This is a genomic window from Fluviicoccus keumensis, assembly GCF_004217445.1.
GTDB lineage: Bacteria > Pseudomonadota > Gammaproteobacteria > Pseudomonadales > Moraxellaceae > Fluviicoccus > Fluviicoccus keumensis.
Genome location: NZ_SHKX01000011.1, coordinates 25,738 through 51,281, shown reverse-complemented (window position 1 = coordinate 51,281; position 25,544 = coordinate 25,738). Strand labels below are relative to the sequence as shown.

Here is a 25,544-nt window from a genome sequence, read left to right as displayed (position 1 = left end):
GGTGCGGACCGGGTCTGATGCAAATAGTTCTCGATCCTATCCGCTTGCAAGTGTTATGACTAGTACACTTTAATGCTAACCTGCGTTCTCACTGGGGAAACAGTCCGGACTTAATACTGCCTTAATGCATGGGGCGTATGGTGTGAACTGTCCCGAAGCATTGAGGAAAAGATCATGAAGCGCTTGCTTGTATTGCTCGCTCTGGCCGCCCCGCTGACCCCTGCGCTGGCCGATACCGCCGCCGGTCAGGTTCAACAGCTGGCCGCCGAGGCCAAAGCCGCCAACCCCGGTTTCGCCGGATTCAGCGCCGCGCGCGGCCAGCAATTCTTCACCACCCGCCATGGCAACGACTGGAGCTGCTCCAGCTGTCATACCGTTAACCCGATGCAATCCGGCAAGCACGACGTGACCGGCAAGGTCATCCGTCCGATGGCGCCGGCCGCCAATCCCGAACGCTTCACCGACGCCGCCAAGACCGCCAAATGGTTCCGCCGCAATTGCAAGGATGTGGTTGGCCGCGAATGTACCGCCGCTGAGAAAGGCGATATCCTGACCTGGCTGATGTCACTGAAATAGGAACATGACCATGAAAATCGCCACGACACTGTTACTGACCCTGGGCTTCGGCCTGCTCGCCGCGCCGGTCATGGCCGACAGCATTGACCACGGCCACAAGGATCCGACCTATCAGGCCGAATGCGGCAGCTGCCACGTCCCCTACCCGCCACGCCTGTTGTCTCGGACGGAATGGCAGCAGATTACCGGCAAACTGGACCAGCACTTCGGGGCGGACGCCACCCTGGACGACGCGGCGCTGAAGAAAATCAACGCGTTCCTGAACGCCAACGGGGCCACCCAGGCCCGCGCCACCCCTGCGGCCGGCAAGCTGCCGCGCATCACGGAAACCCGCTGGTTCATCCGCGAGCACCGCGAAATCGGCGCGGGCGTCTGGAAAAAGCCGTGGGTGAAGTCCGCTTCGAACTGCGCCGCCTGCCACGGCGGTGCTGAACAGGGCGGCTTTTCGGAAGACGATGTACGCATTCCGCGTCAATAAACCGGAGATGACATCATGAAAACTTCGATCCGGGTTTGGGACCTGCCCACCCGACTGTTCCACTGGCTGCTGGTCGCCAGCTTCGCCGGCGCCTGGCTGACCGCCGAATCCGAACGGCTGCAGCTGATCCATGTGACGCTGGGCTACACCGTCGCCGGGCTGATCGCCTTCCGTCTGGTCTGGGGCGTCACCGGCACCCGCTGGGCGCGTTTCCGCAGCTTCCTGCCGTCGCCCTCCGCCGCCATCAACTATGCCAAGGCGCTGATCGGCAAGGCTCCGGAAAAGCACTATACCGGCCACAACCCGTTGGGCGCACTGGCGGTTTATGCCTTGCTGCTGCTGGGCATCATCGTCACCGCGTCCGGCTACGGCTATCTGCAACAGGATCAGGACTGGCTGGAAGAGGCCCACGAACTGGCCGCCAACGGCATGCTGGCGCTGGTGATCCTGCATGTGGCCGGTGTCGTGATTTCCAGTCTGAAGCACAAGGAAAACCTGGTGCGCGGCATGGTCACCGGCCGCAAGACCGGTGAACCGGAGGAAGCCATTCCCGGCAACCGCGTCATACCCGGCCTGCTGCTGGCGGCGGTGGTCGGCGGATTCTGGCTGGTCGCCTGGCAACAACCGGCCGCTATCGGCCTGACGGCGGCCAAAACCGCCGAGACCACCGGTGCGGCCGCACGGGGTAGCGATGGCGACGATGACTGAGCCGGAGGCCCCGCAATCCCGGCGTTAACCAAAATGCCAACAGTGACTTGCTTGCGCCCCCCTGTTGTAGCCTTTACTCTTGGCACGCCTTCTCCGGAAGGCGTTTTTCTTGAGCGGAACAATAAACAGAATGTCGCAAAACGAAACCCAAGAGCCCGCCAAAGCCGCCCCGGCTGATACCCCGCCCGGCGCCCCGCGTATTGATACCGGACTGACCTGCCTGATCATGCTGGCCCGCTTCCATGCGGTCGCCGTGGATGGCGAACAGCTGGCTCATGAATTCCGCAAACCCGCCCAGCCCTTCGGCAAGGAAGAAATCCTGCTGGCGGGTAAAAAACTGGGACTCATCTGCAAGCACGTCTCCGTGCAGCTTGAACGTCTGGCCACCACGCCGCTGCCCGCCATGGCGCAAGGCAAGGACGGCAACTACTTCATCATCGCCAAGATGGACGGTGAAAAGATCCTGATCCACGACCCGCATGTGGAACGCCCGGAGATCATCGACCGCAACACGCTGACCGCCCGCTGGACCGGAGAGCTGATCCTGTTTACGTCCCGCGCCTCGCTGGCGGGCGAACTGGCCCGGTTCGACTTCAGCTGGTTCATCCCGGCCGTGGTCAAATACCGCAAGCTGTTGCTGGAAGTGCTGTTTGTTTCCTTTGTGCTGCAACTGTTCGCCCTGGTGACGCCGCTGTTCTTCCAGGTCGTGATGGACAAGGTGCTGGTGCACCGCGGCTTTACCACGCTGGATGTGCTGGCAGTCGGCCTGTTCGTCGTCATTGTCTTCGAGGTGACGCTCAGCACCTTGCGCACCTACGTTTTCGCCCATACCACCAGCCGCATCGACGTGGAACTGGGCGCCCGGCTGTTCCGCCACCTGCTGGCGCTGCCGCTGGCCTATTTCCAGGCCCGGCGCGTCGGTGACTCGGTCGCGCGGGTGCGCGAGCTGGAAAACATCCGCAGCTTCCTGACCGGCAACGCCATTACCGTGGTGCTGGATCTGCTTTTTTCCTTCGTTTTCGTGGCGGTGATGTTCCTGTACAGCCCGGTCCTGACCTGGGTGGTGCTGGCGTCGCTGCCATGCTATTTCCTGCTGTCGCTGGTGTTTACGCCCCTGCTGCGCGGCCGCCTGCACGAAAAATTCAACCGGGGCGCTGAAAACCAGGCCTTCCTGGTGGAAAGCATCAACGGTATCGACACCGTCAAGGCCGCCGCCGTCGAACCGCAATGGACCCGTAAATGGGACAACCAGCTGGCCGCCTACGTGCATGCCGGCTTTCGCACCACCACCCTGTCCGGCTTCGCCAACGGCGGCATTACGCTGATCAGCAAGCTCGTCACCCTGGCCATCATGTATTTCGGCGCCAAGCTGGTCATTGAGGGCAAGCTGACCGTCGGCCAGCTGGTCGCCTTCAACATGCTGTCCGGACAGGTCACCAATCCGATCATGCGGCTGGCGCAACTGTGGACCGAATTCCAGCAAACCTCGATTTCGGTGCAGCGTCTGGGCGACATCCTCAACACCCGTACCGAGATCGCCTCCAGCAAAACCACGCTGCCGGCGATCAAGGGGCAGATCGACTTTGACCACATCCATTTTCGTTACCGCCCCGACGCGCCCGAGGTCATTCGCGACCTCAGCCTGTCGATAAGGCCGGGCGAAGTGATCGGCATTGTCGGCCGCTCCGGTTCCGGTAAAAGCACGCTGACCAAGCTGGTGCAACGGCTGTACCTGCCGGAGCGCGGCCGCATCCTGGTCGACGGGATCGATATCGCCATGGCGGAAGCCACCTCGCTGCGCCGTCAGATCGGCGTGGTGCTGCAGGACAATGTGCTGTTCAACCGCACCATTCGTGAAAACATCGCGCTGGCCGACCCCAGCATTCCCCTGCCGGTAGTAATGCAAGCCGCGCGCATGGCCGGGGCCCACGAATTCATCAGTGAGCTGCCGGAAGGCTACGACACCATGGTCGGCGAACACGGCTCCACCCTGTCCGGCGGGCAGCGCCAGCGCATCGCCATCGCCCGCGCCCTGATCACCAACCCGCGCATCCTGATTTTTGACGAGGCCACCAGCGCCCTCGACTACGAGTCGGAACGCATCATCCAGAACAACATGCAGACCATCTGCAAGGGGCGCACGGTGCTGATCATCGCGCACCGCCTGACGGCAGTCCGCCAGGCCAACCGCATCGTCGTCATGGAGCGCGGACAGATCATCGAGCAAGGCTCGCATCAGGAACTGGTCGCCCGCCCGGACGGACTCTACGCCCACCTCTTCCAGATGCAGCAGGGGTAAGCCGCCATGTCCCTGAAAATCCGTCTACAGGCCTGGGCCGACCTCTGGCGTCATTATGGCGACGTCTTCCGTCACGCCTGGGCGAATCGCGAAGCGACCGACGGCCGCAAACTGCAGCCGCATGAAGCGCAATTCCTGCCCGCCGCACTGGCCTTGCAGGAGACACCGGTTTCCCCGGCCCCGCGGCTGGCGATGTGGCTGATCATGAGCTTCGCCATCCTGGCGCTGGCCTGGTCTTATTTCGGCTGGATCGACATCGTCGCCGTCGCCCAAGGCAAGATTGTTCCCAGCGACCGCACCAAGGTCATCCAGTCCTTCGAACCTTCCTCGGTCAAGGCCATTCATGTCCACGACGGCATGCACGTCAAGGCTGGCCAGGTCCTGATTGAGCTGGACGGCACCTCGGTTGAAGCCGACCGCATGCGTATCCGCAACGAACTGGGATCGGCCCGGCTGGATGCCGCCCTTGCCCGCGCCATGATCGAAGCGGTGGATGATGACCGCAAACCGGTCATGTCGCGCCCGGCGGGCACCAGCGAAACGGACTGGCTGGAGTCACTGCAACAACTGGAAGGCCATTTCCGTGAATACCGCTCGAAGATGAGCCTGCTGGACGCCGACATCCTGCAAAAGCAGGCCTCGCTGCGCTCCACCCAGGAAGTGGTGAGAAAACTGGAAAAAAGCCTGCCGATCGTGCAGCAGCGGGCGCAAAACTTCCGCAAGCTTTCGGAAGCCGACAACGTGCCGCAGGACTTGTTCCTGCAACGCGAACAGGCGCGCCTGGACATGGAGGGCGATCTGGCCTCCAACCGCAGCAAGCTCAAGGAAATTGAAGCCTCGCTGGTGGCCGCCCGGGAACAGAAGACCGCCCTGATGGCCGAAACCCGCCGCGCCCATCTCGACAGCCTGGACGAGGCCACCCGCAAGATATCCGGCCTGGAGCAGGAACTGGTCAAGGCCGACTCCCGCAACAGCCTGATGAAGCTGACCGCGCCGGTGGATGGCACGGTGCAGCAACTGGCGGTGCACACCGTCGGCGGCGTGGTGACGGAGGCCCAGGCGCTGATGGCGGTGGTGCCGGACGAGGATGCCCTGGAGGTGGAGGCGATGGTCGATAACCAGGACATCGGCTTCATCCGCGAAGGCCAGAATGCCGAAATCAAGATCCAGACCTTCTCCTACACCAAATACGGCCTGATCCACGGCACCGTCACCAGCGTCTCCAGCGACGCCATCAATGACGACAAGAAAGGCCTGATCTATTCCGCCCGCGTCCGCATGGCCAAGCGCAGCATGAATATTGACGGACGCACGGTGAACCTGACGCCCGGCATGGCCGTGACCGTGGAAGTGAAGACCGGTCAGCGCCGCCTGATCGAATTTTTCCTCAACCCGCTGCTGCAGGTGCGCCACGACAGCCTGCGCGAACGCTGACCCCGATGCCTCCCGTCCTGACTCAGGCGGGAGGCTCCCGGCCCTGCTCCTCCGCCTCGCGGCGCCGGTTGCGCCGGGTATTCATCACCGCCAGCGCTACCGGCGCCAATACCAGCAACAATGCCGCTAATTCGATCATTTCCGCCTCCCGCCCCTGAAAAGCTCACAATTTAGCCAAAAATAGTTCCCCTTCCGGGGAAAGCTTCTGCTAGAATCCGCCCCGCGTTACCAACTGTAACGCCTGAAGCCTCGCCACCGATCATTGCCGGGTCAATGCAGACAAAAACCTGCAACCCTCCTTTCCCGGCTACCTCCAGAGACCCCTGTGCCAGCATCGACTGCCGCCGTGGTCAGGTCCGATTGGCGCCGATGCCGCATAGTTGCCGTGCCCTTGCGCCGGCTTGATGCCCTTGACGGGCTCTCTCTGAAAAAGTGAATTTAATGACCACTGTTGACCAAACCGGTTCCGACCTGTCTGTTTCTATTGCTATTGATTCGAATGCTGCCGATTCGGCTCCTGTCGATGTTTCCGCTTTCATCAATCTGGGCCTGCATGAAGCCCTGGGCCGCGCGCTGGCGGACCTGAAAATCCATACCCCGACCCCGGTGCAGGCGCAAGCCATCCCGGTGGCGCTGCAAGGCCGCGACCTGCTGGTCTCCAGCCAGACCGGCTCCGGCAAGACGGCCGCCTTCATGCTGCCCGCGCTGCAAAAGATTTCCGAAATGCCCGCCCCGGCCCGCACTTCCGGCCGCCCGGAGCGCACCAACGGCCGCCGTCCGCGTCCTGAACCCGCCCGCCCGACGCTGGTGGTGCTGACCCCGACCCGCGAACTGGCGCAGCAAGTGACCTCGGCCACAACCTCCTTCACCAAGTACATGCGCCGCATCGTCTGCACCAGCATCGTCGGCGGCATGCCCTATCCGCGCCAGCTGGACATGCTGGCGAAGATGCCGGACATCCTGGTGGCGACGCCGGGCCGTCTGCTGGACCACATGGGTTCCGGCCGCATCGACCTCAGCAACCTGTCCATGCTGGTGTTTGACGAAGCCGACCGCATGCTGGACATGGGTTTCTCGGAAGACATCGACGCCATCATGGCGCAGACCCCGGAAACCCGCCAGACGCTGATGTTCTCCGCCACCATGCAGGGCCGCATCGCCGAACTGGCCTCCGACCTGCTGAAGGATCCGGTGCGCATCAGCATCGAACAGCAGCAGCTGGAATACGACCGCATCGAACAGCGCCTGCACTTTGTGGATGACGCCCAGCACAAGGCCAAGCTGCTGGCCCACCTGCTGGCCGATGAAAGCCTCCAGCAGGCGATCATCTTCACCGGCACCAAGCTGGAAGCCGATGAACTGGCCGACGACCTGGTGGAACAGGGCTATGCCGCCAGCGCCCTGCACGGCGACATGAAGCAGTCGCATCGCAACCGCACGCTGCAAGGCCTGCGTCGCGGCGAAATCAAGGTGCTGGTCGCCACTGACGTCGCTGCTCGCGGCATTGACGTGCCGAACATCAGCCACGTGGTCAACTACGCACTGCCGCGTCACAGCGAAGACTACATCCACCGCATCGGCCGTACCGGTCGCGCCGGTCGTTCCGGCATCGCCGTGAACCTGGTGCACCACGGTGACCGCTACAAGTGGGTCAAGATCGAACGCATGCTGCCCGCCCGCGTCAATCCGAGCGAAGTGGAAGGCCTGGAACCGCAACGCGCGCCCAAGCCCCGCAGCGGCCGTCCCGGCGACGGCTACCGCAGCGGCGGCCGTGATTTCGGCGGCGGCAGCAAGGAGCGCTGGAGCCGCGATCGCAAGGACAGCCGTCCGGCCCCGCGCAGCGGCGACCGCAGCGGTCCGCGCACCGATGACCGCGCTCCGCGTTTTGATGACAGCGGCTTCCGTCGTGATGGCGGCTACCGTAGCGAAGGTGGCGGCTATCGCGGCGCTTCGACTCCGTCCGGCGACCGTCCGTATGCCGACCGCGCCCCGCGCGGCGATGATCGCGGCGGCTACGCCCCGCGTCGTGATGACAGCTTCGGCAACCGTCCGGAAGGCCGTCGCGAAGGCGCCGGTGGCTATGCCCAGCCGCGTCGTGAAGGCGGCGGTTTCGGCGCTCCTCGCAGCGATGCCCCGCGCCGTGACAGCAACTGGCAGGACCGTCCCCGTCGCCAGACGGGTGACTGGGACCGCCGCTAAGGCGCGCGGAGGACTCAGGAGCCGCGCATCATCGCGCTCTTGAGATCCTCCTGAACCGGTTCGGGACCCAGCCATATCTTGAGCAGGTCCCGCGCCAGGTCGTCACCCTCGATCGTATCCCGCACATCCCCGCCAATCCGCACCACCGTCCCCACCCCCGGCAGGAAATCAAACTGGATGACGTCGCCCTCGCGCACGCCGCCAATCGAATTCATCGCCTGTTTCAACCGCTCCAGTTGCGGCGAAATCCGCGCCAGCTCCGGCGGACTGACATTGTCCTTCAATGCCTTCATCATGGCTTCGTGAACAGCGGACGCCTGCATGTCTCGCAACATGTGCAGCTCGATGCGGCGCGCCTTGCGGGAATTGACGACGGCTTCCGCCGAGGACGCGCGCTCCGACAGGTAGAGCGCCCCGACATAGACCTTGATGAAGAACTTGCTGCGGACACCGGCCCCGTTCAGGAACATCGGCTGACCCGAAACCCGGACCGTATCAAGCAGGCGAACACCCTCGACATCCAGGGCCAGGGCCGGAGAAGACGCCAGGAACAGCGTCAGGCAGGCCCCGGCCAGCACTGATGATATTTTCCGCATGCTTCAAACCTCGCTTACCAGGGGGTGGCCCCCAAGGCAGCGTTCTTTTCACGCCAGACCTTGGGGGTCACCCCGGTCCAGCGCTTGAAGGCGTGATTGAAGGCACTCTGTTCAGCATAGCCCAAGAGCAGGGCCACTTCACTCAAGGGTGTTGAAACCTTGCTCAAATAACGTTTGGCCAATTGTAAACGGGCGTCATCCAGCAAAATCTGGAATTTCAGGCCGCGCTCGTCCAGACGGCGCTGCAGCGTACGCGGCGAACAGCACATGCGCATCGCCACCACATCCAGATTCGGCGTGGCGGCGTGGATGGCGGCGTGGATCGACTGACGCAGCGCGGTAATGAACTCATCATTGGCGGGCAGTTGCTGCAACAGGTTCTCGGCCTGGCGGTCGAGGATGTCGCGCAGCACCGGATCGGGCTTGTTCAGCGGTTTGGTCAGCCAGATGGCCGGGAAGGCCATGGTGGTATAGGCAGCCTCGAAGTGCACCGGACAGCCGAAAAACTCTTCATAGGGACGGATATCGGCGGGCTTCTCGTTGATGAAGCTCATGTACACCGGGTTGAAGTCGGCGCCCACCACCTGGCGCAGATAACTGACCAGCACCGCCTGGGCGGTCTGGTCGGCCAGTTGGCCGGTCGCGCCCAGCTCGGCGCCCCATTGCAGCAGCACCAGTTCGCCCTCGAAGGATACGTGCAGGTCGTTGACCGCATGCACCAGATCCTCGAAGCGCTGCAGGCGCAGCAATGCCTCGCCCAGCGTGTTGCAGGAATAGGTCACATAACCCAGGACGCCCAGATGGCGGGCGGTGATGCGCTTGCCGACTTTCAAGCCGAAAACCGGATCATTGGTCAGCCGGTAGACGCGCTCCAGCATGGCGCGCCAGTCGTCGAAGGGAATGCGTACACGCTCGTCCAGCTCCGGGCAGGGACGCTGCAGGACCTTTTCGGCCTCCATCCCCTGTTCATCCAGCCATTCGAACAACAAGCGCACATAGGTCCCGGAAATATGACCCTGCATGATTTTTTCTCTCGTGAGGTATTGCATTGTTCTTGTTCGGGGAAACGTCCGGTCCGTCAGCTTTGTCGAACGGCGGCGGTCGCGGATTCATTCCTGCTACCTGCATCATAGTGCCATGACGCGGCGGGTCAACTGGTCTTTGCCAAACGGAGGCCGGCAAGGGGCGGAAAGGTCATTAACTCTTCACTGGACAAAGCCGCCCCGCTGGAGGAACCTAATAAGATATACCGTTGATAACGAAGGAGTGAGCCGTGAAGATTCTGGTTGCCGTGGACCTGCACGAATCCTGCGATGTGATCCTGGCGCATGCCGGCAAACTGGCCAAGGCCTTTGACGCCAAGCTGATCCTGCTGCACGTAACCGACATCCGCCCGGAACTGACCGGCTATGACATCGTCACGGACGAGAGTTTCGGCAACTTTCCCGATCCCAAGCTGATCCGCGACAGCATCGCCGAACGATTCCGCGAAGAACACGACAAGATCCAGGCGCTGAGCCTGCCCCTGCGCAACGACGGCGTGGAGTGCACCGCCCTGCTGGTGAACGGTCTGGCCAATCATGCGCAAAGCATTCTGGATGAAACCGCCAAGCATGAAGCGGCAATGATCGTGATCGGCACGCACCGCAAGGGCGTGGTGGCGCGACTGCTGCTGGGCAGCACCAGCGCCGGAGTGCTGCAGCACGCCACCGTGCCGGTGGTGATGGTGCCGGTCGTGGAATCCACCGCCAACACCTGATCGCGTCACAAAAGCTTCATCCGGTTTTCAGCAAGCTGTCATTTGCCGGGCCGAGGATGCGTGGACATTTCCTTGTCCACCACTCAGCCGGGTACATGACCATGATCGACACCAAACTCAGCTCGTTCCATTCTTCCCGCCGCCGCCTGCTGCAACTGCTGGCCAGCGCCCCGGTGCTGCCGCTGGCCACCGCTTCCGGCTCCAGCCTGTTCCTGGCCGCCTGCAACAGCAGCAATGATCCGGCGCCCGCCGCCGCTTCCACAGCCACGCTGACCGGCGTCAGTTTCACATCCACCCCCGCCCCGACACTGGCCAACGCCGCCGCCATGGCCACCACCACCATCGGCTCGACCATGACCGCCAATTTCAGCGACGGCAGCAAGATTGACGTCAAGCTGGCCTACCAGCCTTTCTTCATCACCGGCGACCTGGTGGCCGACGGCAAGGGCGGCCAGATCCTGGCAGGCGGCTACTACGATATTTACAACCAGCCGATCATTGACGCCTCGGTGGCGGGCAAGGAGCGCCAGTTCTTCTCCGACTCGCCGGACGGCACCTCGCTGCTGACCGTGCCGGGCGCCAAGGTGGACGGCGTCAAGGGCAACACTGTCTTCGCCGTGGTCCAGTTCGAATACACCACCTGGGCGCAGGACGGTGTGACTGACATGTATGGCAAGCTGCCCTCCCCGATCGCCGTGCTGACGCTGGATCAGGACCCCGCCACCGGCAAGCTGAAGCTGGTGAAATACCACAACGTCGACACCAGCGGCGTGCACGGCCTGTGGATCACCTGCGGCGCCAGCCTGTCGCCGTGGGGCACGCACCTGTCCAGTGAAGAATACGAGCCGGACGCCTTCACCGCCGCCGCCAATAGCCAACTGAAGGCCTTCAGCAAGAACCTCTATGGCAGCGAAACCGCCGCCATCCCCTACCACTACGGCCACCTGCCGGAAGTGACCGTCAACACCGACGGCACCGCCTCGATCAAGAAGCACTACTGCCTGGGCCGCATCTCGCACGAGCTGGTGCAAGTGATGCCGGACAACCGCACCGTGCTGATGGGTGACGACGCCACCAACGGCGGCCTGTTCTGCTTTGTCGCCAACACCGAGAAGGACCTGTCCGCCGGCACGCTGTATGTCGCCAAAATCGGCGCCGGCTTCACGCTGGACACCACCGCCACCCCGACGCCGCTGACCTGGATCAAGCTGGGCTCCGCCACCAGCGCTGAAATCCACAAGCTGGCCAACATCACCCTCGCCACCGACATCTTTGACCGTGTTACCGCCGATCCCATGGATGCGAGCTACACCAAGATTTTCATCAGCGGCAAAGCGGAATGGCTGAAGCTGAAGCCGGGCATGGAAAAGGCCGCCGCCTTCCTCGAAACCCACCGCTACGCCGCCTATGTCGGCGCCAGCCTGGGCTTCACCAAGATGGAAGGCACCACCGTCAACATCAAGGACAAGGTCGCCTATTCCGCCCTGCAGAACTGCATTGATTCGATGGTGATCGGCGGTAAGGGCTATCAGGCCGGCATCGGCATTGACCTGCCCGCCGCGCTGAAGGCCGGAGCCGTGTTGCAGCACACCCTGAAAGGCGGCCTGACCGACACGATGGGCGGCGCGATCAACAGCGACTGGATGCCCTCGGCCACCAAGGCCATCCTGACCGGCGAAGACATCACCGCCGACGCGCTGGGCAATACCGCCAACCCGGACAAGATCGGCAACCCGGACAACCTGAAGTTCTCTGAAAAGATGCGCACCCTGTTCATCGGCGAGGACAGCAGCCAGCACGTCAACAACTTCCTGTGGGCCTACAACATCGACACCAAGCAACTGTCGCGCATCATGTCGATCCCGGCGGGCGGCGAATCCACCGGCCTGCATGCCGTGGACGAACTGAACGGCTGGACCTACATCATGAGCAACTTCCAGCATCCGGGCGACTGGGGCGGCATCCACGGCATCGTCAAGCCGACGCTGGACCCGCTGATCAAGGCGAACTACAAGGACAAGTTCGGCGCGGCAGTCGGTTATCTGACCGGTGATGTGTCTCAGGTGAAACTGGCGAAATAAGCCATCACCCCTGCCAAAGCCCCCGCTCTGCCGGGGGCTTTGCTTTTTCCCGGGCGGGAATCCCAGTGCGTCAGTCCCGCCCTTCCGCCAGATGAAAGTGATGCAGCATCCGGTGCAATGCCGGTGCGAACAGCACACCCACGCCGACCAGAAACACCATTCCGGCATACAAGGCGTATAAACCGGCAAACAGCTTCCCGCCCGGCGTGGTCAAGGGCGCCAGCGGCCCCATGCCGCCCAGCAGCATCGCCGCATTGAGAAAAGCGTCCAGCCAGCCCAGATGTTCAAAGTACACATATCCGCCCATCCCCATCAGCAGCGAAGCGGCCATCAACGCCATTACCGCCAGCGCGTGACGAACCATGCGCCGGACAAACGCGGGAAACGACAACAACGGCTGACGACGGTGTTCATACATGACGGGAAATCCGGAACGGTAAAGCCCGACGATACACCTCCGGCGGCCAAAAAAAAGCCCCCGGATAATCCGGGGGCAACTTGCCTCACAAGGTACAACACGTTTACCGGATCAAGCCTCCGCTTTGGCCTTGGCCACCGCCTTCAACGCCGGTTTCTGGCATTTGGTAAAGAGGTAGTCGCCTTCCTTCACCTTGCGCGTTTCCAGCCAGTACTTCCAGGTCGACCACGGCCAGATGGTGAAGTTCTTGCCGTCTTCCTGCTGGTACCAGCTGACGCAGCCGGTCGCCCAGACCGTGCCCTTGATGTTTTCCTGCACATCCTCGTTGAAGCGGCGCTGCGCCGATGCCTTCACATCCATGTAATCCACGCCCTTTTCCTTCATCAGGCGCATGCATTCCTGAATGTAGTGCACCTGCGCTTCGATCATGAAAATGATGGAGTTATGACCCAGAGCCGAGTTCGGCCCCACCAGCTGGAACAGGTTGGGATAGCCGGTGGTAGTCATGCCGTAATAGCTTTCCGCTCCGTCCTTCCAGTCCTTGTTCAGCTCGTGGCCGGGCAGGCCGGTGCAGGGGAAATCCTTCATGTAGATGCGCGGATCGACAATGAAGCCGGTGCCGAGAATGATGCAGTCGCAAGGACGCTCGATGCCGTCGCGGGTAACGATGCTGTTCTCGCGCACTTCCTGGATGCCGTCGGTCACCAGTTCCACGTTCTTGCGGTTGAACATGGGGTAATACTTGTTGGAAATCAGCACGCGCTTGCAGCCGAAGGTGTAGTCCGGCGTCAGCTTCTCGGCCAGGGCCTTGTCCTTCACCTGGAAGCGGATGAACAGCTTCACCAGTTGCGACACGGCGCGAGCGTTCTGCGGCCGGAAGGCGGGCCAGACGCGCGACTCGTTGCTCCAGTAGAGACGGGCGCGGTGCAGCTTGCGAATGATCGGGAACTTCTCGAACAGCGCCTTTTCGATGCCGAAATAGGTACGCTCGTCGCGCGGGATCACCCAGGCCGGGGTGCGCTGGAACACATACAGCTGCTTCACCTGCGGCGCGATTTCCGGGCAGTACTGGATGGCGCTGCCGCCAGTACCGATCGACACCACGTTCTTGCCGGTCAGGTCATAGCTGTGATCCCACTGCGCCGAATGGAACACCTTGCCCTTGAACTTCTCCATACCCTTGATCTTGGGAACCTGCGGCACATGCAACGGGCCGGAAGCCAGCACCACATGGCGGGCTTGCACGGTCGCGCCGGTGTTGGTGTTCACCGTCCAGATGCCGGTTTCATGGTCGAAATGCGCGCCGGTGACTTCGGTATCGAACTTGGTGAAGGCGGCCAGACCGTACTTCTCCTTGGTCTTGAGGATGTAATCCTGGATTTCGTACCACGGCGCATAGCGCTTCGACCAGTCGGCCTTACCCTCGAACGAGAAGGAATACAGGTGCGACTGCACATCGCAGGCTGCGCCGGGGTAACTGTTGTCGCGCCAGGTGCCGCCCACCTCGCTACCTTTTTCCACGATCAGGAAATTGCGGTTGCCGGCTTCCAGCAGCTTGATGGCCATGCACATGCCGCCAAAGCCTGCGCCGACAATGGCAACGTCCAGCACGGCGGTTTGGGCGGGAATAGGGGGACGACTGGTCATGGGTGGCACCTCGGGGTGTAATTCGTTATTGGTACGGACGTACAGATAGTAAAACCCACAAAGTACTCAGGGATATGCTAGTCTTCACTCACGAATTGATAATTCCGGCCAGAGATCGGAAATGAGCACCCGTTCCGTACTAGGATTCGTCTATACCCTGCAAGGTCTGAAAGCCATGGGCGCCAACATTTCCCCGGTGCTGGCCCGCTATCGTATCGATCTTGACCGTTTGTCACCGGATGCGGAAATTGACCGATCGCTGGAATTGCGCATCTTCAGCGAGATCGTCCCCGCCCTGCCCGACCCCGCCACGGGTCTAAAGATCGGCACTGCCATGAGCCTGGCCGGTTACGGCCCCTTCATCATGCTGCTGATGACCTGCCCCAACGCTTGGGAAGCTTTTCGCGCCGGAGTGCATTTCCAGCAGCTGACCTATATTTTCGGCGAGTTTTTCCTGGAGCCGGGCGAAAGCGAAACGTCGCTGTGCCTGAAACCGATGCCGCTGCCGGCCGCCTGCCGCCGTTTCCTGATCGACCGCGACATGTCCGGCACCTATCAGCTGACGCGCGATATCCAGACCCATATCGGGCTGGACATTAAGCCGGTATTGGTGGAGGTGCCCTTCCCCAAGCCGACAGAATGGAAACGGTACGAGGAACGCTATCAATGCCCGGTGCGCTTCGATGCGCCGGTAGCGCGCTTCGCCATCCGCACCGAGGACCTGTCGCGGAAATTCCCGGCGGCGAACCCGACCGCCTATAACCTGTATCGCCAGCAGTGCGACCAGTTGCTGGCGCGACGCGCCAACCAGTTGTCGGGGCTGGGCAGTCAGGTGATGGATTATCTGGACCTGTTCGTGGAGCGCTTTCCGTCGTCGGAAGAAGTGGCGGCGGCGTTCGGCCTGTCGGAGCGGGGGTTCCGACGGCATTTGAGCGAGGAGGAAACGTCGTTCCGCAAGTTGCTGGATCAGGTGCGCTTCCGCAAGGCGAAGCAGTTGCTGGCGGAGACGGCGCAGTCGATGGAGTCGATTGCGCGGCAGTTGGGGTATGCGGAGTCGGCGGCGTTTATCCATGCGTTTCAGCGATGGGCGGGGACGAGTCCGGCGGTGTTCAGGGCGGAGGGGAAGAAGGGTTGATCGGAGAAAGAAAGCCCAAATGCTCGCTTGCGGCTATCTTCCTCTGAAAAAATGGGGTTTAATGTGCCCTCACAAAAATTAAATACTACCCCAGAAATGAAACCACTGATATTGAAACTTCCTCAGCTGGTTGTGCTGGCAACGCAGAATAATTCCTATCCGACCTCTCTATAATGCCAGAAACAAAATCAACCGGAAAAAGCTGACCAGCATCGCGATACAAATAACACCCATAAACATACCAATCAAAATTTTTATCTGAATCACAGTTATATTCTGACTCAGATGTTAATTCGCGCATTTCTCGAAAAACAATCGATGACTTCCCAATTTCCGTCCGGATCTTAATTAGAATATCACTATTTGGACGAAGGTGGTCAGCCATTATTTTTATATGTATACCGGCTGACATAGGCCCATTAAATGAAACCGATGCCCCTTCAGAAGCAACAACCCTATAATCACTCTCCGGGATTGATAAGTTTACAGGCACCCCTAAATTTGAATAATCAACAATCGATTCTGGAAACTGAATATGAGCTTGCAGACTTAACACTTCATGCCTTGATTCACATGAAATCCTAACCAAATGCTCTCGATATTTTGCCACTTCAAAACCAGAAATAGTTTGAGGCCCAGAAGGTATCGATAAACCATGCAATGTTTCCACTGTGACTTTCGGCAGTGACGGTAAAAAATCCTCATCCCGAACCCATTTCTCATGCTCATCCTTCCATTTCTTTAGAAGTTTCGCAGGATATCTGACATCATCGTCATCAATCTTATCTGCACATGAACGACATAGCCAGATACCATTAGTTATCGCAGCACGTTCCATAGATGACTGTTCGGGATTATACCGAGGACCACCTTCAGCGGCCGCATAAATATGTGCGGCCGCCCCAGTCATAACAATCTTATTAGGATCGACATGTGGACCAACTGTTCCAACCCTACAGCTTGGATTAGAACAGCGATAGGCTGCCCTCTGCGCAAGTATTTGTTTAGTTTTTTGTTTGAAGTCATCTCTATAGGAGACCATAAGAAACCCTTAATTATTAAAAATATTCAGCCACAAGAAAGTCTAAATTTATAGCAGGCGAATTGTTTAAGAGCAATCCACATAGGCTGACCTACACTGAAAAAAACACCACCGGAGTATCTGGCATGCCCCGCCTCGTCATCAACGGCTACGGCCGCATAGGTCGCTGCCTTCTGCGCGCCCTCTTCGAAGGCCCGCTCCGTCCCGACCTCGAACTGGTCGCCATCAACGATCTCAGCGACTACAGCCTGCTGGCGCACCTCACCCGTTTCGACAGCACCCACGGCCCTTTCGGCAAAACCGTCGAACTGCAAGGCGATACCCTGATCATCGACGGCCGCCCCATCCGCCTCAGCGCCGAGCGCGATATCCGCCGCCTGCCCTGGCGAGAACTGGATATCGACATCGTGCTGGAATGCTCCGGCCTGTTCACCCGCCGCGACGCCTGCCAGCAGCACCTCGACGCGGGCGCGGGCAAGGTGCTGCTCAGCGCGCCCGGCGACGGCATGGACGCCACCATCGTCTTCGGCGTCAACCACGCCGGCCTTCGCCCGGAACACCGGCTGGTGTCCAACGCCTCCTGCACCACCAACTGCCTCGCCCCGCTGGCGCAGGTGCTGCACCACCGTTTCGGCATCGTGCAGGGGCAAATGGTCACCGTGCACGCCTACACCAATGACCAGTCGCTGATCGACAAGGTGCATGGCGATCCCTACCGCTCGCGCTCGGCCACGCAATCCATCATTCCCACCAAAACCGGCGCGGCCAAGGCGGTGGGCGAGGTATTGCCGGAACTGAAGGGCAAGCTGGACGGCATGGCGCTGCGCGTGCCGGTGCAGGATGTCTCGGTGGTGGATTTCTATGCGCTGCTGGCCCGCGACACCACGGTGGAGGAAGTGCATGCCGCGCTGAAAGAAGCCGCCGCGCAACCGCCGTTGCAGGGTGTGCTGGTCTGCAACGAGCAACCGCTGGTATCGGTGGATTTCGCCCACAACCCGGCGTCCAGCATTGTCGAACTGACGCAGACGCGCTTGCAGGGCCGCCTGCTGAAAACAATGGCGTGGTACGACAACGAATGGGGTTTCGCCCACCGCATGCTCGATGTGGCGAAGCTGATGGCCTGAGCCGGATCAGGCCGCTTCCAGATACCCCGCGATCATGTCGGTCAGTCCCTGGATCACCTCTTCCTCATTGAGGAAGGGATTGTCCTGGCTCAGCAGGCGCACGGTGGTGAACAGCGTGCTGTTGATGATGATGAACAGCCGCACCTGCAGGTTCTGGATAGGGTGTTCGCGGTAATGCTTCAGGAAATAGAAGCGCGCCATTTCCATGAAATGCTGCTGGAAGGCGTCGGCCACGTCCTGTGTCGGCAGGCGGTGCCAGTTGCGCACCAGTTCCAGATACAGCCCTTCATTGCTGTGCAGCAGTGCGAAACCCAGCCGGATGGTGTTGCCGACCAGATCGCGCACGGTGGCGTTCTGCTCGATCGGCACCGACTTCAGCGCCTGCGTCACATCGCTCAACAGCTTCTGGATCAGCGCCTTGATCAGCGCTTCCTTGCTGTCGAAGTACTGGTAGAGCGAACCGACGCTGACCCCGGCCAGTTCGGCGATCAAGGGCGTAGTGGTGCCGTCCAGCCCGTGCCGCGAGATGCAGCGCGAGGTGGCCTCGATCAGGGTGGCGACCATCTGCCGGGAACGTTCCTGCTGCGGTTGCTTGCGCATTATGGGGCTCTGTGGGGTATCAACATGAATGCGAATATAGGTTCATGCCCAAGGTATCACAAGCCCAAAACCGTGACCGGGCAGCCAACCCGATGCCTGACGCGGCAAAGCGGCTTATAATCGCCCGCCTCCCATCCCGGTTCGTGTCCCATGCCTGCTTCCCATCACATTGCCGTCATTGGCGGCGGCCCCGCCGGATTGCTGGCCGCCGAGACGCTGTTGCAGGCGGGCCGGGCAGTCACGCTATACGACGCCAAGCCGTCGTTAGGCCGCAAGTTCCTGATGGCGGGCAAAAGCGGTCTTAACCTGACGCATGCCGAACCGCTGGACGATTTCCTGAGCCGTTACGGGGAAAGCTGCAGCCGGCTGGAGCCGATGATCCGCGAGTTGACCCCGCAAGCCCTGCGCGACTGGGCGCACGGGCTGGGCGTCCCGACGTTTGTCGGCAGTTCGGGACGGGTGTTTCCCGAAGCCATGAAGGCCGCGCCGCTCTTGCGCGCCTGGCTGCACCGGCTGCGCGGGCTGGGGCTGCAGATCCGGGTACGCCATCGCTGGACCGGTTGGACCGAAGACGGCGCGCTGCGCTTTGAAACCGCAGACGGAGAAATCACCGACCGACCCGCCGCCTGTGTGCTGGCGCTGGGCGGCGGCAGTTGGGCGCGACTGGGCTCGGATGGCGCCTGGCTGCCGTGGCTGGCGGAAAAGGGCGTGACGGTGGCACCGCTGAAGGCAGCCAATTGCGGCTTTGATGTGGCGTGGACGCCCGCCTTCCGCGAGCGTTTCGCCGGTCAGCCGGTCAAGACGGTGGAAGCAAGCTGCCGCTTGCCGGACGGCGATTGGTTGCGCAAGCGGGGCGATCTGATGGTAACCGGCTCCGGACTGGAAGGGGGACTGGTGTATGCCCTGTCCGCGCCGCTGCGCGACCAACTGCTTGCGGGTTCGTCCGCCGAACTCATGGTGGATTTGTTGCCCGACCGCGACCTGGCGCGGGTGGAGGCCGAGCTGGCGAAACCCCGCAACGGCAAATCATTGTCCTCGGTGCTGCGCAGCCGCCTGAACCTGCCGGACGTCAAGTCAGCGCTGGTGCGCGAGTGCCTGCCCGCCGATATCCTGCACGACCCGGCACAACTGGCGGCGGCCCTGAAGGCATTGCCCATCCGGCTGGCGGCTGTCCGCCCGATGGACGAGGCCATCAGCACGGCGGGCGGCGTCCGCTTCGAGGCGCTGAACGATGCCCTGATGCTGACCACCCTCCCCGGCGTCTTCTGCGCCGGGGAAATGCTGGACTGGGAAGCCCCGACCGGCGGCTACCTGCTCACCGCCTGCTTCGCCAGCGGATTGGCCGCTGCTCGTGGCGTCCTGGCCTATCTCGATCGCGGCTGATGCATGCTTGTCCACTTTACAAAGCACGGACGGGCAACCTTGAGAATTCGAGCGAATTTTACTAGACTTTCCAGCAATTACTGGAAGTACTACATATGCATACGCACTCCCCGCTGGCCGCCAGTTTCATTCTCCATTTTGGCGAAATGGGGAGTCGCTGGGGCGTCAACCGCACCGTCGGTCAAATCTACGCACTGCTGTTCATCAGCAACCGCCCGATGCATGCCGATGAAATCGCCGAAACCCTTACCATGTCGCGCTCCAATGTGGGCCTTGGCCTGAAGGAACTGCAGGCCTGGAAGCTGACACGGCTACAACACCTGCCCGGCGACCGCCGCGATTACTACTCCGCGCCGCAGGATGTCTGGGAAATTTTCCGCATCCTGGTTGAGGAGCGCCGCCAGCGCGAAGTCGAACCTACCCTGACGCTGTTGCGAGACTCGCTGCAACAGGAAGTCGGCAGCGAAATCGACCGCGTGGCCCAGCAACGCATGCACGAAATGTACAACATGATGCAATTGCTGATGGACTGGCTGACCGATATCCAGAAGCTGTCGCCGGAAACGCTGAAGCGCCTGCTGCGCCTTGGCGGCAAGGTCGCCAAGCTGCTTGATTTCGTCGATCGCATGGGCGAATCGCGCAAGGAAACGCCGGCCGCCACCCCGGACGAGCCGCCTAAAGGCTAACCCCGGCCCAAGGCCTCGCCCAAAGGGGCCTTCCGTCCATTTAGCGGGTGAGAAGCCGCGATTTTTCGGCTAGAATCGCGGGCTGTTTTCCCCGGACCCTCCCCGCTGCCATGAAAAGCCAACTGCAACACCTTCTCGACCTCGCCCTCCAGCAACTGCAAGCCTCCGGCGTCATTCCCGCCGACTGTGCCAACAAGAGCACGCTGGAACGAACCCGGGACCGCTCGCATGGCGACTGGGCCAGCAACCTGGCGATGGTGGCGTCGAAGGCGGCGGGCATGAAGCCGCGCGATCTGGCCGAAAAGGTCGTGGCCGCCATTCCCGCCAACGACGTCATCATCAAGACCGACATCGCCGGTCCGGGCTTCATCAACTTCTTCCTGCAAGAACAGGCCGAATTCGCCGTGCTGGGCAACATCCTCAGCCAGAAGCTGGCCTTCGGGCGCAGCAATGCCGGTCAAGGCAAAAAAATCCAGGTCGAGTTCGTCTCCGCCAACCCAACCTCGTCGCTGCACGTCGGCCACGGTCGCGGTGCGGCCTACGGCATGACCGTCGCCACCCTGCTCGAAGCCGCCGGCTTCCAGGTGCAACGCGAATACTACGTCAACGACGCCGGCCGCCAGATGGCGATCCTGGCCACCAGCACCTTCCTGCGCTATATCGAGCTGTGCGGCGAAAGCTTCAAGTTCCCGTCGAATGGCTATCGCGGCGACTACATGCGCGACATCGCCCGCACCGTGTTTGACGCCCATGGCAAGGCGCTGGTCAAGCCCGCCGCCGAGGTTTTCGCCAACGTCCCCAAGGATGAAGTGAAGAACGAAGTTGGGGAAGTGATTGACGGCGACAAGGAAGCGCATATCGACGGCCTGATCGACAACGCCCGCGCCATGCTCGGCCCCGAAGGCTATGACGTGTTCTTCCGCGCCGCGCTGGACAGCATCCTCGGCGACATCAAGGACGACCTGGCCGGCTTCGGCGTCACCTACGACGAATGGTTCAGCGAGAAGTCGCTGGCCGACAGCGGCGCCATCGACCGCGCCATCAAGACCCTGCAGGCCAACGGCACCGTCTACGAGAAGGGCGGCGCGCTGTGGTTCAAATCCACCGACTATGGTGATGAAAAGGACCGGGTCGTGGTGCGCGACAACGGCCAAGCCACCTACTTCGCCTCCGATATCGCCTACCACCTCAACAAGTTCGAGCGCGGCTTCGACAAGGTGCTGAACATCTGGGGCGCCGACCACCACGGCTACATTCCGCGCGTCAAGGCCGCCATCACCGCGATGGGCCTTGATGCGGGCAAGCTGGACGTGCAGCTGGTGCAATTCGTCACCCTGTGGCGCGGTGGCGAACAGGTGCAGATGTCCTCGCGTTCCGGCCAGTTCATCACCCTGCGCGAACTGCGCGAGGAAGTGGGCAACGACGCCGCGCGCTTCTATTACATCACCCGCAAGAGCGAACAGCACATCGACTTCGACCTCGATCTGGCCAAGTCGCAAAGCAAGGACAACCCGGTGTACTACATCCAGTACGCCCACGCCCGTATCTGCCGCGTCTTCGACAAGCTGGCCGAGCGTGGCCATAGCTTTACTGAAGCCGACGGCTTGGCTGCCCTCTCCGGCCTGAAGGAGGACGTGGAGCGCGAGCTGGTGAAGAAACTGGCCGCCTATCCGGAAGTGGTGCAGGCCGCCGCGCTGGCCTACGAACCGCATCACGTCAGTAATTACCTGAAAGAACTGGCGGCCCAGTTCCACGGTTGGTACAACGATCACATCGTGCTGAATGACGATACCAATATCCGTAACGGGCGCTTATTATTGAGCCTGGCAGTGAAGCAGGTATTGGCCAACGGATTGGGGCTGCTGGGCGTCGCTGCTCCCGAACAAATGTAACCGAGGCTGACGTGTTCAAGTACGGCAAGAAAAAACCCCAGGGCGCCACCCGCAACCTCGGTCGGCAAGCCCAACCGGCGTCCACTGTGCGCTCGTCCCTGCCCGGCTGGCTGCTGGTCGGGTTGGGCGTGGGGATCGGCCTGTTCCTGGCGTTCATGCTCTATTTGTGGAAACCCTGGCAACCGGTCAAGCGCGAGATCGCTCCAGCGACCGCCGCGACACCGGACACTCCGCCCGCCGCCGCCAAATCCGCCGAGCCGCGTTTCGACTTCTACCGTCTGCTGCCCAGCCAGAAAGTAGTGCCCAACGAACCGGCCCCGATTGATACGCCTCCTCCTGCCGCACCCACGCCCAAGCCGATAGCTTCACCCGATACGTCCAACTCTGTCACGACCGCGAAGACCGCGGCCGATGACGCGCGCAAGCACGAGGCCGACAAGAAGCGGGCCGAGGCCATCCTGGAGGGCAAGAAAGCGCCCGCTCCGGAAAAGCCCAAGCCGGAGCCGGTTGCCGCCAAGGAAAAGCCGCCGGAAAAGGACAAGGAGGCCGACACCGGCAAATTCTCGCTACAGGCCGGTTCATTCAAGAGTCAGGCCGAAGCCGAGCGCCGTAAGGCCAAGGTTGCCATGCAGGGCCTGCCCGCCCGTGTACAGCAGGTCACCGTCAAGGAAGGCCAGGTCTGGTATCGCGTCATCGTCGGTCCGTTCAAGGGCAAGACCGCTTCCGACAAAGCCCAGGGCGAACTGCGAGGCGGCGGCATCGACAGTCTGATGGTCAAGGAAAAGAAATAATCCTGCCTGACGAACTCGCCCGCCGGGTCAACACCGCAACATCCCGCTACATTCGCTGACAATCCCTCTGCTTGAAATCCTTGCCACACCTCCCCATTACTGAGAGGTCACTTCAAGGATCACTCACATGACCACTATCGTCTGTGTCCGCCGCGGCAACAGCGTTGCCCTGGGCGGCGACGGCCAGGTTTCGCTGGGCAACACCATCATCAAGGGCACCGCGCGCAAGGTTCGCCGTCTTTACCACAACCAGGTCATCGCCGGCTTCGCGGGCGGCACCGCCGACGCCTTCACCCTGTTCGACCACTTCGAGGCCAAACTGGAAAAACACGGCGGACAACTGATCCGGGCCGCCGTCGAACTGGCCAAGGACTGGCGCACCGACCGCACCCTGCGCCGCCTGGAAGCGATGCTGATCGTCGCTGACAAGACCGCCTCCTTCATCATCACCGGCAACGGCGACGTGCTGGAACCGGAACACGGCGTGCTGGCCATCGGCTCCGGCGGCAACTATGCGCTGGCAGCCGCCCGTGCCCTCAGCGACAACATCGACCTGGATGCGGAAACCATTGCCCGCAAGAGCCTGGCGATTGCCGGGGATATCTGCGTGTTCAGCAACCACAACCATATTGTTGAAGTGATCCAGTACTGAGGACGCCGACATGAGCACCATGACTCCCCGTGAAATCGTCCATGAACTGGATCGCCACATTGTCGGCCAGAACGCCGCCAAGCGCGCCGTCGCCCTCGCCCTCCGCAACCGCTGGCGGCGCATGCAGCTGCCGGAAGACCAGCGCCACGAGGTGACACCGAAGAACATCCTGATGATCGGCCCCACCGGCGTCGGCAAGACCGAAATCGCCCGCCGTCTGGCAAAACTGGCCAATGCCCCGTTCCTGAAGGTGGAAGCCACCAAGTTCACCGAGGTCGGCTACGTCGGCCGCGATGTCGAAACCATCATCCGTGACCTGGTTGATGTCGCCCTGAAGGACGCCCGCCTCCACGGCATGCAGAAGGTGGAATTCCGCGCCCGCGAAGCCGCCGAGGAACGCATCCTCGACGCCCTGTTGCGTCCCGCCCGCACCTCGGACTGGGACAGCCATGAGCCTCCCGCCGACAAAAACGACTCCTCCACCCGCGCCATCTTCCGCCGCAAGCTGCAAGCGGGCGAACTGGATGACCGTGAAATCGAAATTGAACTCAGCTCCGCCCCGATCGGGGTCGATATCATGGCCCCCCCCGGCATGGAGGACATGGCCGGTCAGTTGTCGAAAATGTTCAGCAGCCTCAACAAGGAGCGCACCAGCAGCAAGCGGGTTAAAATCGGCGAGGCGCTGAAACGCCTTCAGGAAGAAGAAGCCGCCAAACTGTTGAATGAGGAAGACTTGAAGGCGGCCGCCCTGACCGCCGTCGAGCAAAACGGCATTGTCTTCCTCGACGAAATAGACAAGGTTTGCCGTCGCGGCGAAACCCAAGGCGCCGATGTCTCCCGCGAGGGCGTGCAGCGCGACCTGTTGCCGCTGATCGAGGGCTGCACCGTCAACACCAAGCACGGTATGATCAAGACCGACCATATCCTGTTCATCGCCTCGGGCGCCTTCCATCTGGCCAAGCCTTCCGACCTGATTCCCGAACTGCAGGGCCGCCTGCCGATCCGCGTGGAGCTGAACGCGCTGACTCCGGCGGACTTCGAGCGCATCCTCACCGAACCGCATTTCTCGCTGACCGAACAGTACAAGGCGCTGCTGGCCACCGAGGGGCTGAACATCCGTTTTACCCCGGAAGCGGTCAAGCGGTTGGCGGAGGTGGCGTTCGAAATCAACGAGCGGACCGAAAACATCGGTGCCCGAAGGCTGCATACCGTGCTGGAACGGCTGCTGGAAGATATTTCCTTCACGGCGGGCGATCTGGCAGCCGAGCGTCACGGCGAAACGCTGGACATCACAGCGGAGGATGTAAACACCCATCTGGGCTATCTGGTGCAGAACGAGGATTTGAGCCGGTTCATTCTCTGACCCTTACGCCGGCTGGGGAACACACAACCCCGGCCTTGAAAAAAACCATCGTTTCCTCTTGATTTAAATGAACAAACAACAATAATGCCGCGCTCCACCCAAATACCTCAAGGACTCTCACATGAAAGGAAAATTGATCGCAGCGGCGGCTGTTACGGTTCTCGCGACTCTCCCCGGCTGTGCCTCCATCGTCTCACAAAGCAACTGGCCGGTGACCATCGCCTCTTCGCCTGATGGCGCGGCTTTTACCGTAACCAACCAGAAAACCGGACAAAAGATTTCCAACGGCACCACTCCCAGCACCATTACGCTGCCTGCGTCCCAAGGGTTCTTCTCCAGCGCCAGCTACCTCATCCAGATTAATAAGGAAGGCTTTGAGTCTCAGTCCTTTGCCCTGCAGGCCTCAATGAACGGCTGGTACATCGGTAATATCGTCTTTGGCGGCCTGATCGGCTGGTTGATTGTTGACCCCGCGACCGGTGCCATGTGGAAGCTGCAGCCTGGCATCAACCTGACGCTGGCGCCGAAGACCGCCTCACTGCGTATTGAAACTCCCTCGTTAAACGGCGAGACACGCGAACTGCTGGTGGTAACCCGCGACCAAGTCCCGGAAGAGCTTGCCGGCCAACTGGTTCGCATCAACTGATGCATCACGCTCCCGGAGGCCATCTCCGGGAGCCA

Annotated in this window: 23 protein-coding genes; 17 read left to right on the top strand and 6 right to left on the bottom strand. The window is 61.4% G+C overall.

Annotated elements, in window-relative coordinates:
* Positions 1 to 174 precede the first annotated feature (174 nt).
* From EV700_RS05615 to EV700_RS05590, 6 genes are all read left to right on the top strand, one after another.
* Entirely contained in the window at positions 175 to 576 is a 402-nt protein-coding gene (locus EV700_RS05615; RefSeq protein WP_130411629.1) for a DUF1924 domain-containing protein, read from the top strand.
* A 10-nt stretch (positions 577 to 586) separates the two neighbouring features.
* Complete coding sequence (locus EV700_RS05610) at positions 587 to 1,054, top strand: diheme cytochrome c (protein WP_207224592.1); 468 nt, start codon at positions 587 to 589, stop codon at positions 1,052 to 1,054.
* Between the two features lie 15 nt (positions 1,055 to 1,069).
* Complete coding sequence (locus tag EV700_RS05605) at positions 1,070 to 1,762, top strand: cytochrome b/b6 domain-containing protein (protein WP_130411625.1); 693 nt, start codon at positions 1,070 to 1,072, stop codon at positions 1,760 to 1,762.
* 130 nt (positions 1,763 to 1,892) lie between these two features.
* The gene (locus EV700_RS05600) at positions 1,893 to 4,061 is read left to right on the top strand and encodes a type I secretion system permease/ATPase (protein ID WP_130411623.1); all 2,169 of its coding nucleotides are present in this window, start codon (positions 1,893 to 1,895) and stop codon (positions 4,059 to 4,061) included.
* Positions 4,062 to 4,067: 6 nt separating this feature from the next.
* Positions 4,068 to 5,495: an HlyD family type I secretion periplasmic adaptor subunit gene (locus EV700_RS05595; protein WP_130411621.1), complete on the top strand. Its 1,428-nt coding sequence runs from the start codon at positions 4,068 to 4,070 to the stop codon at positions 5,493 to 5,495.
* Positions 5,496 to 5,936: 441 nt separating this feature from the next.
* The gene (locus EV700_RS05590) at positions 5,937 to 7,694 is read left to right on the top strand and encodes a DEAD/DEAH box helicase (protein ID WP_130411619.1); all 1,758 of its coding nucleotides are present in this window, start codon (positions 5,937 to 5,939) and stop codon (positions 7,692 to 7,694) included.
* A gap of 14 nt (positions 7,695 to 7,708) precedes the next feature.
* Here the strand turns inward: EV700_RS05590 and EV700_RS05585 are convergent, their stop codons facing one another.
* A complete protein-coding gene (locus tag EV700_RS05585) occupies positions 7,709 to 8,290 on the bottom strand; it encodes a chalcone isomerase family protein (protein WP_130411617.1) in 582 nt (193 codons plus the stop codon).
* Between the two features lie 14 nt (positions 8,291 to 8,304).
* Positions 8,305 to 9,312, bottom strand: a complete 1,008-nt coding sequence (locus EV700_RS05580) for an AraC family transcriptional regulator (RefSeq protein ID WP_165391347.1) — start codon at positions 9,310 to 9,312, stop codon at positions 8,305 to 8,307.
* 251 nt (positions 9,313 to 9,563) lie between these two features.
* On the opposite strand from EV700_RS05580, the gene EV700_RS05575 reads away from it, so the two are divergent.
* Complete coding sequence (locus tag EV700_RS05575) at positions 9,564 to 10,049, top strand: universal stress protein (protein WP_130411612.1); 486 nt, start codon at positions 9,564 to 9,566, stop codon at positions 10,047 to 10,049.
* 101 nt (positions 10,050 to 10,150) lie between these two features.
* Positions 10,151 to 12,130 carry a PhoX family protein gene (locus EV700_RS05570; protein ID WP_130411610.1) on the top strand — a complete coding sequence of 660 codons (1,980 nt, stop codon included), beginning with the start codon at positions 10,151 to 10,153 and terminating at the stop codon, positions 12,128 to 12,130.
* Positions 12,131 to 12,200: 70 nt separating this feature from the next.
* Here the strand turns inward: EV700_RS05570 and EV700_RS05565 are convergent, their stop codons facing one another.
* Positions 12,201 to 12,548, bottom strand: a complete 348-nt coding sequence (locus tag EV700_RS05565) for a hypothetical protein (RefSeq protein WP_130411608.1) — start codon at positions 12,546 to 12,548, stop codon at positions 12,201 to 12,203.
* A gap of 111 nt (positions 12,549 to 12,659) precedes the next feature.
* On the bottom strand, positions 12,660 to 14,195 hold the full coding sequence (locus EV700_RS05560) for a flavin-containing monooxygenase (protein ID WP_130411606.1): 1,536 nt from the start codon (positions 14,193 to 14,195) through the stop codon (positions 12,660 to 12,662).
* A gap of 121 nt (positions 14,196 to 14,316) precedes the next feature.
* Here EV700_RS05560 and EV700_RS05555 point away from each other — a divergent pair, with 121 nt between their 5' ends.
* Positions 14,317 to 15,330, top strand: coding sequence for an AraC family transcriptional regulator (locus EV700_RS05555; RefSeq protein WP_130411604.1), 1,014 nt, complete (start codon positions 14,317 to 14,319; stop codon positions 15,328 to 15,330).
* 85 nt (positions 15,331 to 15,415) lie between these two features.
* Here the strand turns inward: EV700_RS05555 and EV700_RS05550 are convergent, their stop codons facing one another.
* On the bottom strand, positions 15,416 to 16,372 hold the full coding sequence (locus tag EV700_RS05550; RefSeq protein ID WP_130411602.1) for a hypothetical protein: 957 nt from the start codon (positions 16,370 to 16,372) through the stop codon (positions 15,416 to 15,418).
* A gap of 125 nt (positions 16,373 to 16,497) precedes the next feature.
* Here EV700_RS05550 and gap point away from each other — a divergent pair, with 125 nt between their 5' ends.
* Positions 16,498 to 17,496: a type I glyceraldehyde-3-phosphate dehydrogenase gene (gene gap / locus EV700_RS05545; RefSeq protein ID WP_130411600.1), complete on the top strand. Its 999-nt coding sequence runs from the start codon at positions 16,498 to 16,500 to the stop codon at positions 17,494 to 17,496.
* A gap of 6 nt (positions 17,497 to 17,502) precedes the next feature.
* On the opposite strand, the gene EV700_RS05540 is transcribed toward gap, so the two are convergent.
* Positions 17,503 to 18,096, bottom strand: coding sequence for a TetR/AcrR family transcriptional regulator (locus EV700_RS05540; protein ID WP_130411598.1), 594 nt, complete (start codon positions 18,094 to 18,096; stop codon positions 17,503 to 17,505).
* A gap of 150 nt (positions 18,097 to 18,246) precedes the next feature.
* Between EV700_RS05540 and EV700_RS05535 the strand changes: the two genes are divergently transcribed.
* The 7 genes from EV700_RS05535 to EV700_RS05505 all read left to right on the top strand — a co-directional run bounded on the left by EV700_RS05535 (position 18,247) and on the right by EV700_RS05505 (position 25,509).
* Positions 18,247 to 19,479, top strand: coding sequence for a TIGR03862 family flavoprotein (locus tag EV700_RS05535; RefSeq protein ID WP_130411596.1), 1,233 nt, complete (start codon positions 18,247 to 18,249; stop codon positions 19,477 to 19,479).
* A gap of 95 nt (positions 19,480 to 19,574) precedes the next feature.
* Positions 19,575 to 20,165, top strand: coding sequence for a GbsR/MarR family transcriptional regulator (locus EV700_RS05530; RefSeq protein ID WP_130411594.1), 591 nt, complete (start codon positions 19,575 to 19,577; stop codon positions 20,163 to 20,165).
* Positions 20,166 to 20,275: 110 nt separating this feature from the next.
* The gene (gene argS, locus EV700_RS05525) at positions 20,276 to 22,057 is read left to right on the top strand and encodes an arginine--tRNA ligase (protein ID WP_130411592.1); all 1,782 of its coding nucleotides are present in this window, start codon (positions 20,276 to 20,278) and stop codon (positions 22,055 to 22,057) included.
* An 11-nt stretch (positions 22,058 to 22,068) separates the two neighbouring features.
* Positions 22,069 to 22,848: an SPOR domain-containing protein gene (locus EV700_RS05520; RefSeq protein ID WP_130411590.1), complete on the top strand. Its 780-nt coding sequence runs from the start codon at positions 22,069 to 22,071 to the stop codon at positions 22,846 to 22,848.
* A gap of 127 nt (positions 22,849 to 22,975) precedes the next feature.
* Positions 22,976 to 23,500 carry an ATP-dependent protease subunit HslV gene (gene hslV, locus EV700_RS05515; protein ID WP_130411588.1) on the top strand — a complete coding sequence of 175 codons (525 nt, stop codon included), beginning with the start codon at positions 22,976 to 22,978 and terminating at the stop codon, positions 23,498 to 23,500.
* A 10-nt stretch (positions 23,501 to 23,510) separates the two neighbouring features.
* Positions 23,511 to 24,863: an ATP-dependent protease ATPase subunit HslU gene (gene hslU, locus EV700_RS05510; RefSeq protein ID WP_130411586.1), complete on the top strand. Its 1,353-nt coding sequence runs from the start codon at positions 23,511 to 23,513 to the stop codon at positions 24,861 to 24,863.
* Positions 24,864 to 24,984: 121 nt separating this feature from the next.
* Positions 24,985 to 25,509 (top strand): hypothetical protein, encoded by a 525-nt coding sequence (locus EV700_RS05505; protein ID WP_130411584.1) that lies wholly within the window; start codon positions 24,985 to 24,987, stop codon positions 25,507 to 25,509.
* Positions 25,510 to 25,544 lie beyond the last annotated feature (35 nt).

What these genes read in the sequence shown, in the direction of transcription:
- EV700_RS05595 (WP_130411621.1), top strand. Translation starts at nt 4,068, where the DNA reads ATGTCCCTGAAAATCCGTCTACAGGCCTGGGCCGACCTCTGGCGTCAT.
- EV700_RS05570 (WP_130411610.1), top strand. Translation starts at nt 10,151, where the DNA reads ATGATCGACACCAAACTCAGCTCGTTCCATTCTTCCCGCCGCCGCCTG.
- EV700_RS05550 (WP_130411602.1), bottom strand. Translation starts at nt 16,372, where the DNA reads ATGGTCTCCTATAGAGATGACTTCAAACAAAAAACTAAACAAATACTT.
- EV700_RS05505 (WP_130411584.1), top strand. Translation starts at nt 24,985, where the DNA reads ATGAAAGGAAAATTGATCGCAGCGGCGGCTGTTACGGTTCTCGCGACT.
- hslV (WP_130411588.1), top strand. Translation starts at nt 22,976, where the DNA reads ATGACCACTATCGTCTGTGTCCGCCGCGGCAACAGCGTTGCCCTGGGC.
- EV700_RS05565 (WP_130411608.1), bottom strand. Translation starts at nt 12,548, where the DNA reads ATGTATGAACACCGTCGTCAGCCGTTGTTGTCGTTTCCCGCGTTTGTC.
- EV700_RS05615 (WP_130411629.1), top strand. Translation starts at nt 175, where the DNA reads ATGAAGCGCTTGCTTGTATTGCTCGCTCTGGCCGCCCCGCTGACCCCT.
- argS (WP_130411592.1), top strand. Translation starts at nt 20,276, where the DNA reads ATGAAAAGCCAACTGCAACACCTTCTCGACCTCGCCCTCCAGCAACTG.
- EV700_RS05580 (WP_165391347.1), bottom strand. Translation starts at nt 9,312, where the DNA reads ATGCAGGGTCATATTTCCGGGACCTATGTGCGCTTGTTGTTCGAATGG.
- EV700_RS05560 (WP_130411606.1), bottom strand. Translation starts at nt 14,195, where the DNA reads ATGACCAGTCGTCCCCCTATTCCCGCCCAAACCGCCGTGCTGGACGTT.
- EV700_RS05590 (WP_130411619.1), top strand. Translation starts at nt 5,937, where the DNA reads ATGACCACTGTTGACCAAACCGGTTCCGACCTGTCTGTTTCTATTGCT.
- EV700_RS05535 (WP_130411596.1), top strand. Translation starts at nt 18,247, where the DNA reads ATGCCTGCTTCCCATCACATTGCCGTCATTGGCGGCGGCCCCGCCGGA.
- EV700_RS05600 (WP_130411623.1), top strand. Translation starts at nt 1,893, where the DNA reads ATGTCGCAAAACGAAACCCAAGAGCCCGCCAAAGCCGCCCCGGCTGAT.
- EV700_RS05530 (WP_130411594.1), top strand. Translation starts at nt 19,575, where the DNA reads ATGCATACGCACTCCCCGCTGGCCGCCAGTTTCATTCTCCATTTTGGC.
- EV700_RS05605 (WP_130411625.1), top strand. Translation starts at nt 1,070, where the DNA reads ATGAAAACTTCGATCCGGGTTTGGGACCTGCCCACCCGACTGTTCCAC.
- EV700_RS05540 (WP_130411598.1), bottom strand. Translation starts at nt 18,096, where the DNA reads ATGCGCAAGCAACCGCAGCAGGAACGTTCCCGGCAGATGGTCGCCACC.
- EV700_RS05555 (WP_130411604.1), top strand. Translation starts at nt 14,317, where the DNA reads ATGAGCACCCGTTCCGTACTAGGATTCGTCTATACCCTGCAAGGTCTG.
- EV700_RS05610 (WP_207224592.1), top strand. Translation starts at nt 587, where the DNA reads ATGAAAATCGCCACGACACTGTTACTGACCCTGGGCTTCGGCCTGCTC.
- EV700_RS05585 (WP_130411617.1), bottom strand. Translation starts at nt 8,290, where the DNA reads ATGCGGAAAATATCATCAGTGCTGGCCGGGGCCTGCCTGACGCTGTTC.
- gap (WP_130411600.1), top strand. Translation starts at nt 16,498, where the DNA reads ATGCCCCGCCTCGTCATCAACGGCTACGGCCGCATAGGTCGCTGCCTT.
- hslU (WP_130411586.1), top strand. Translation starts at nt 23,511, where the DNA reads ATGAGCACCATGACTCCCCGTGAAATCGTCCATGAACTGGATCGCCAC.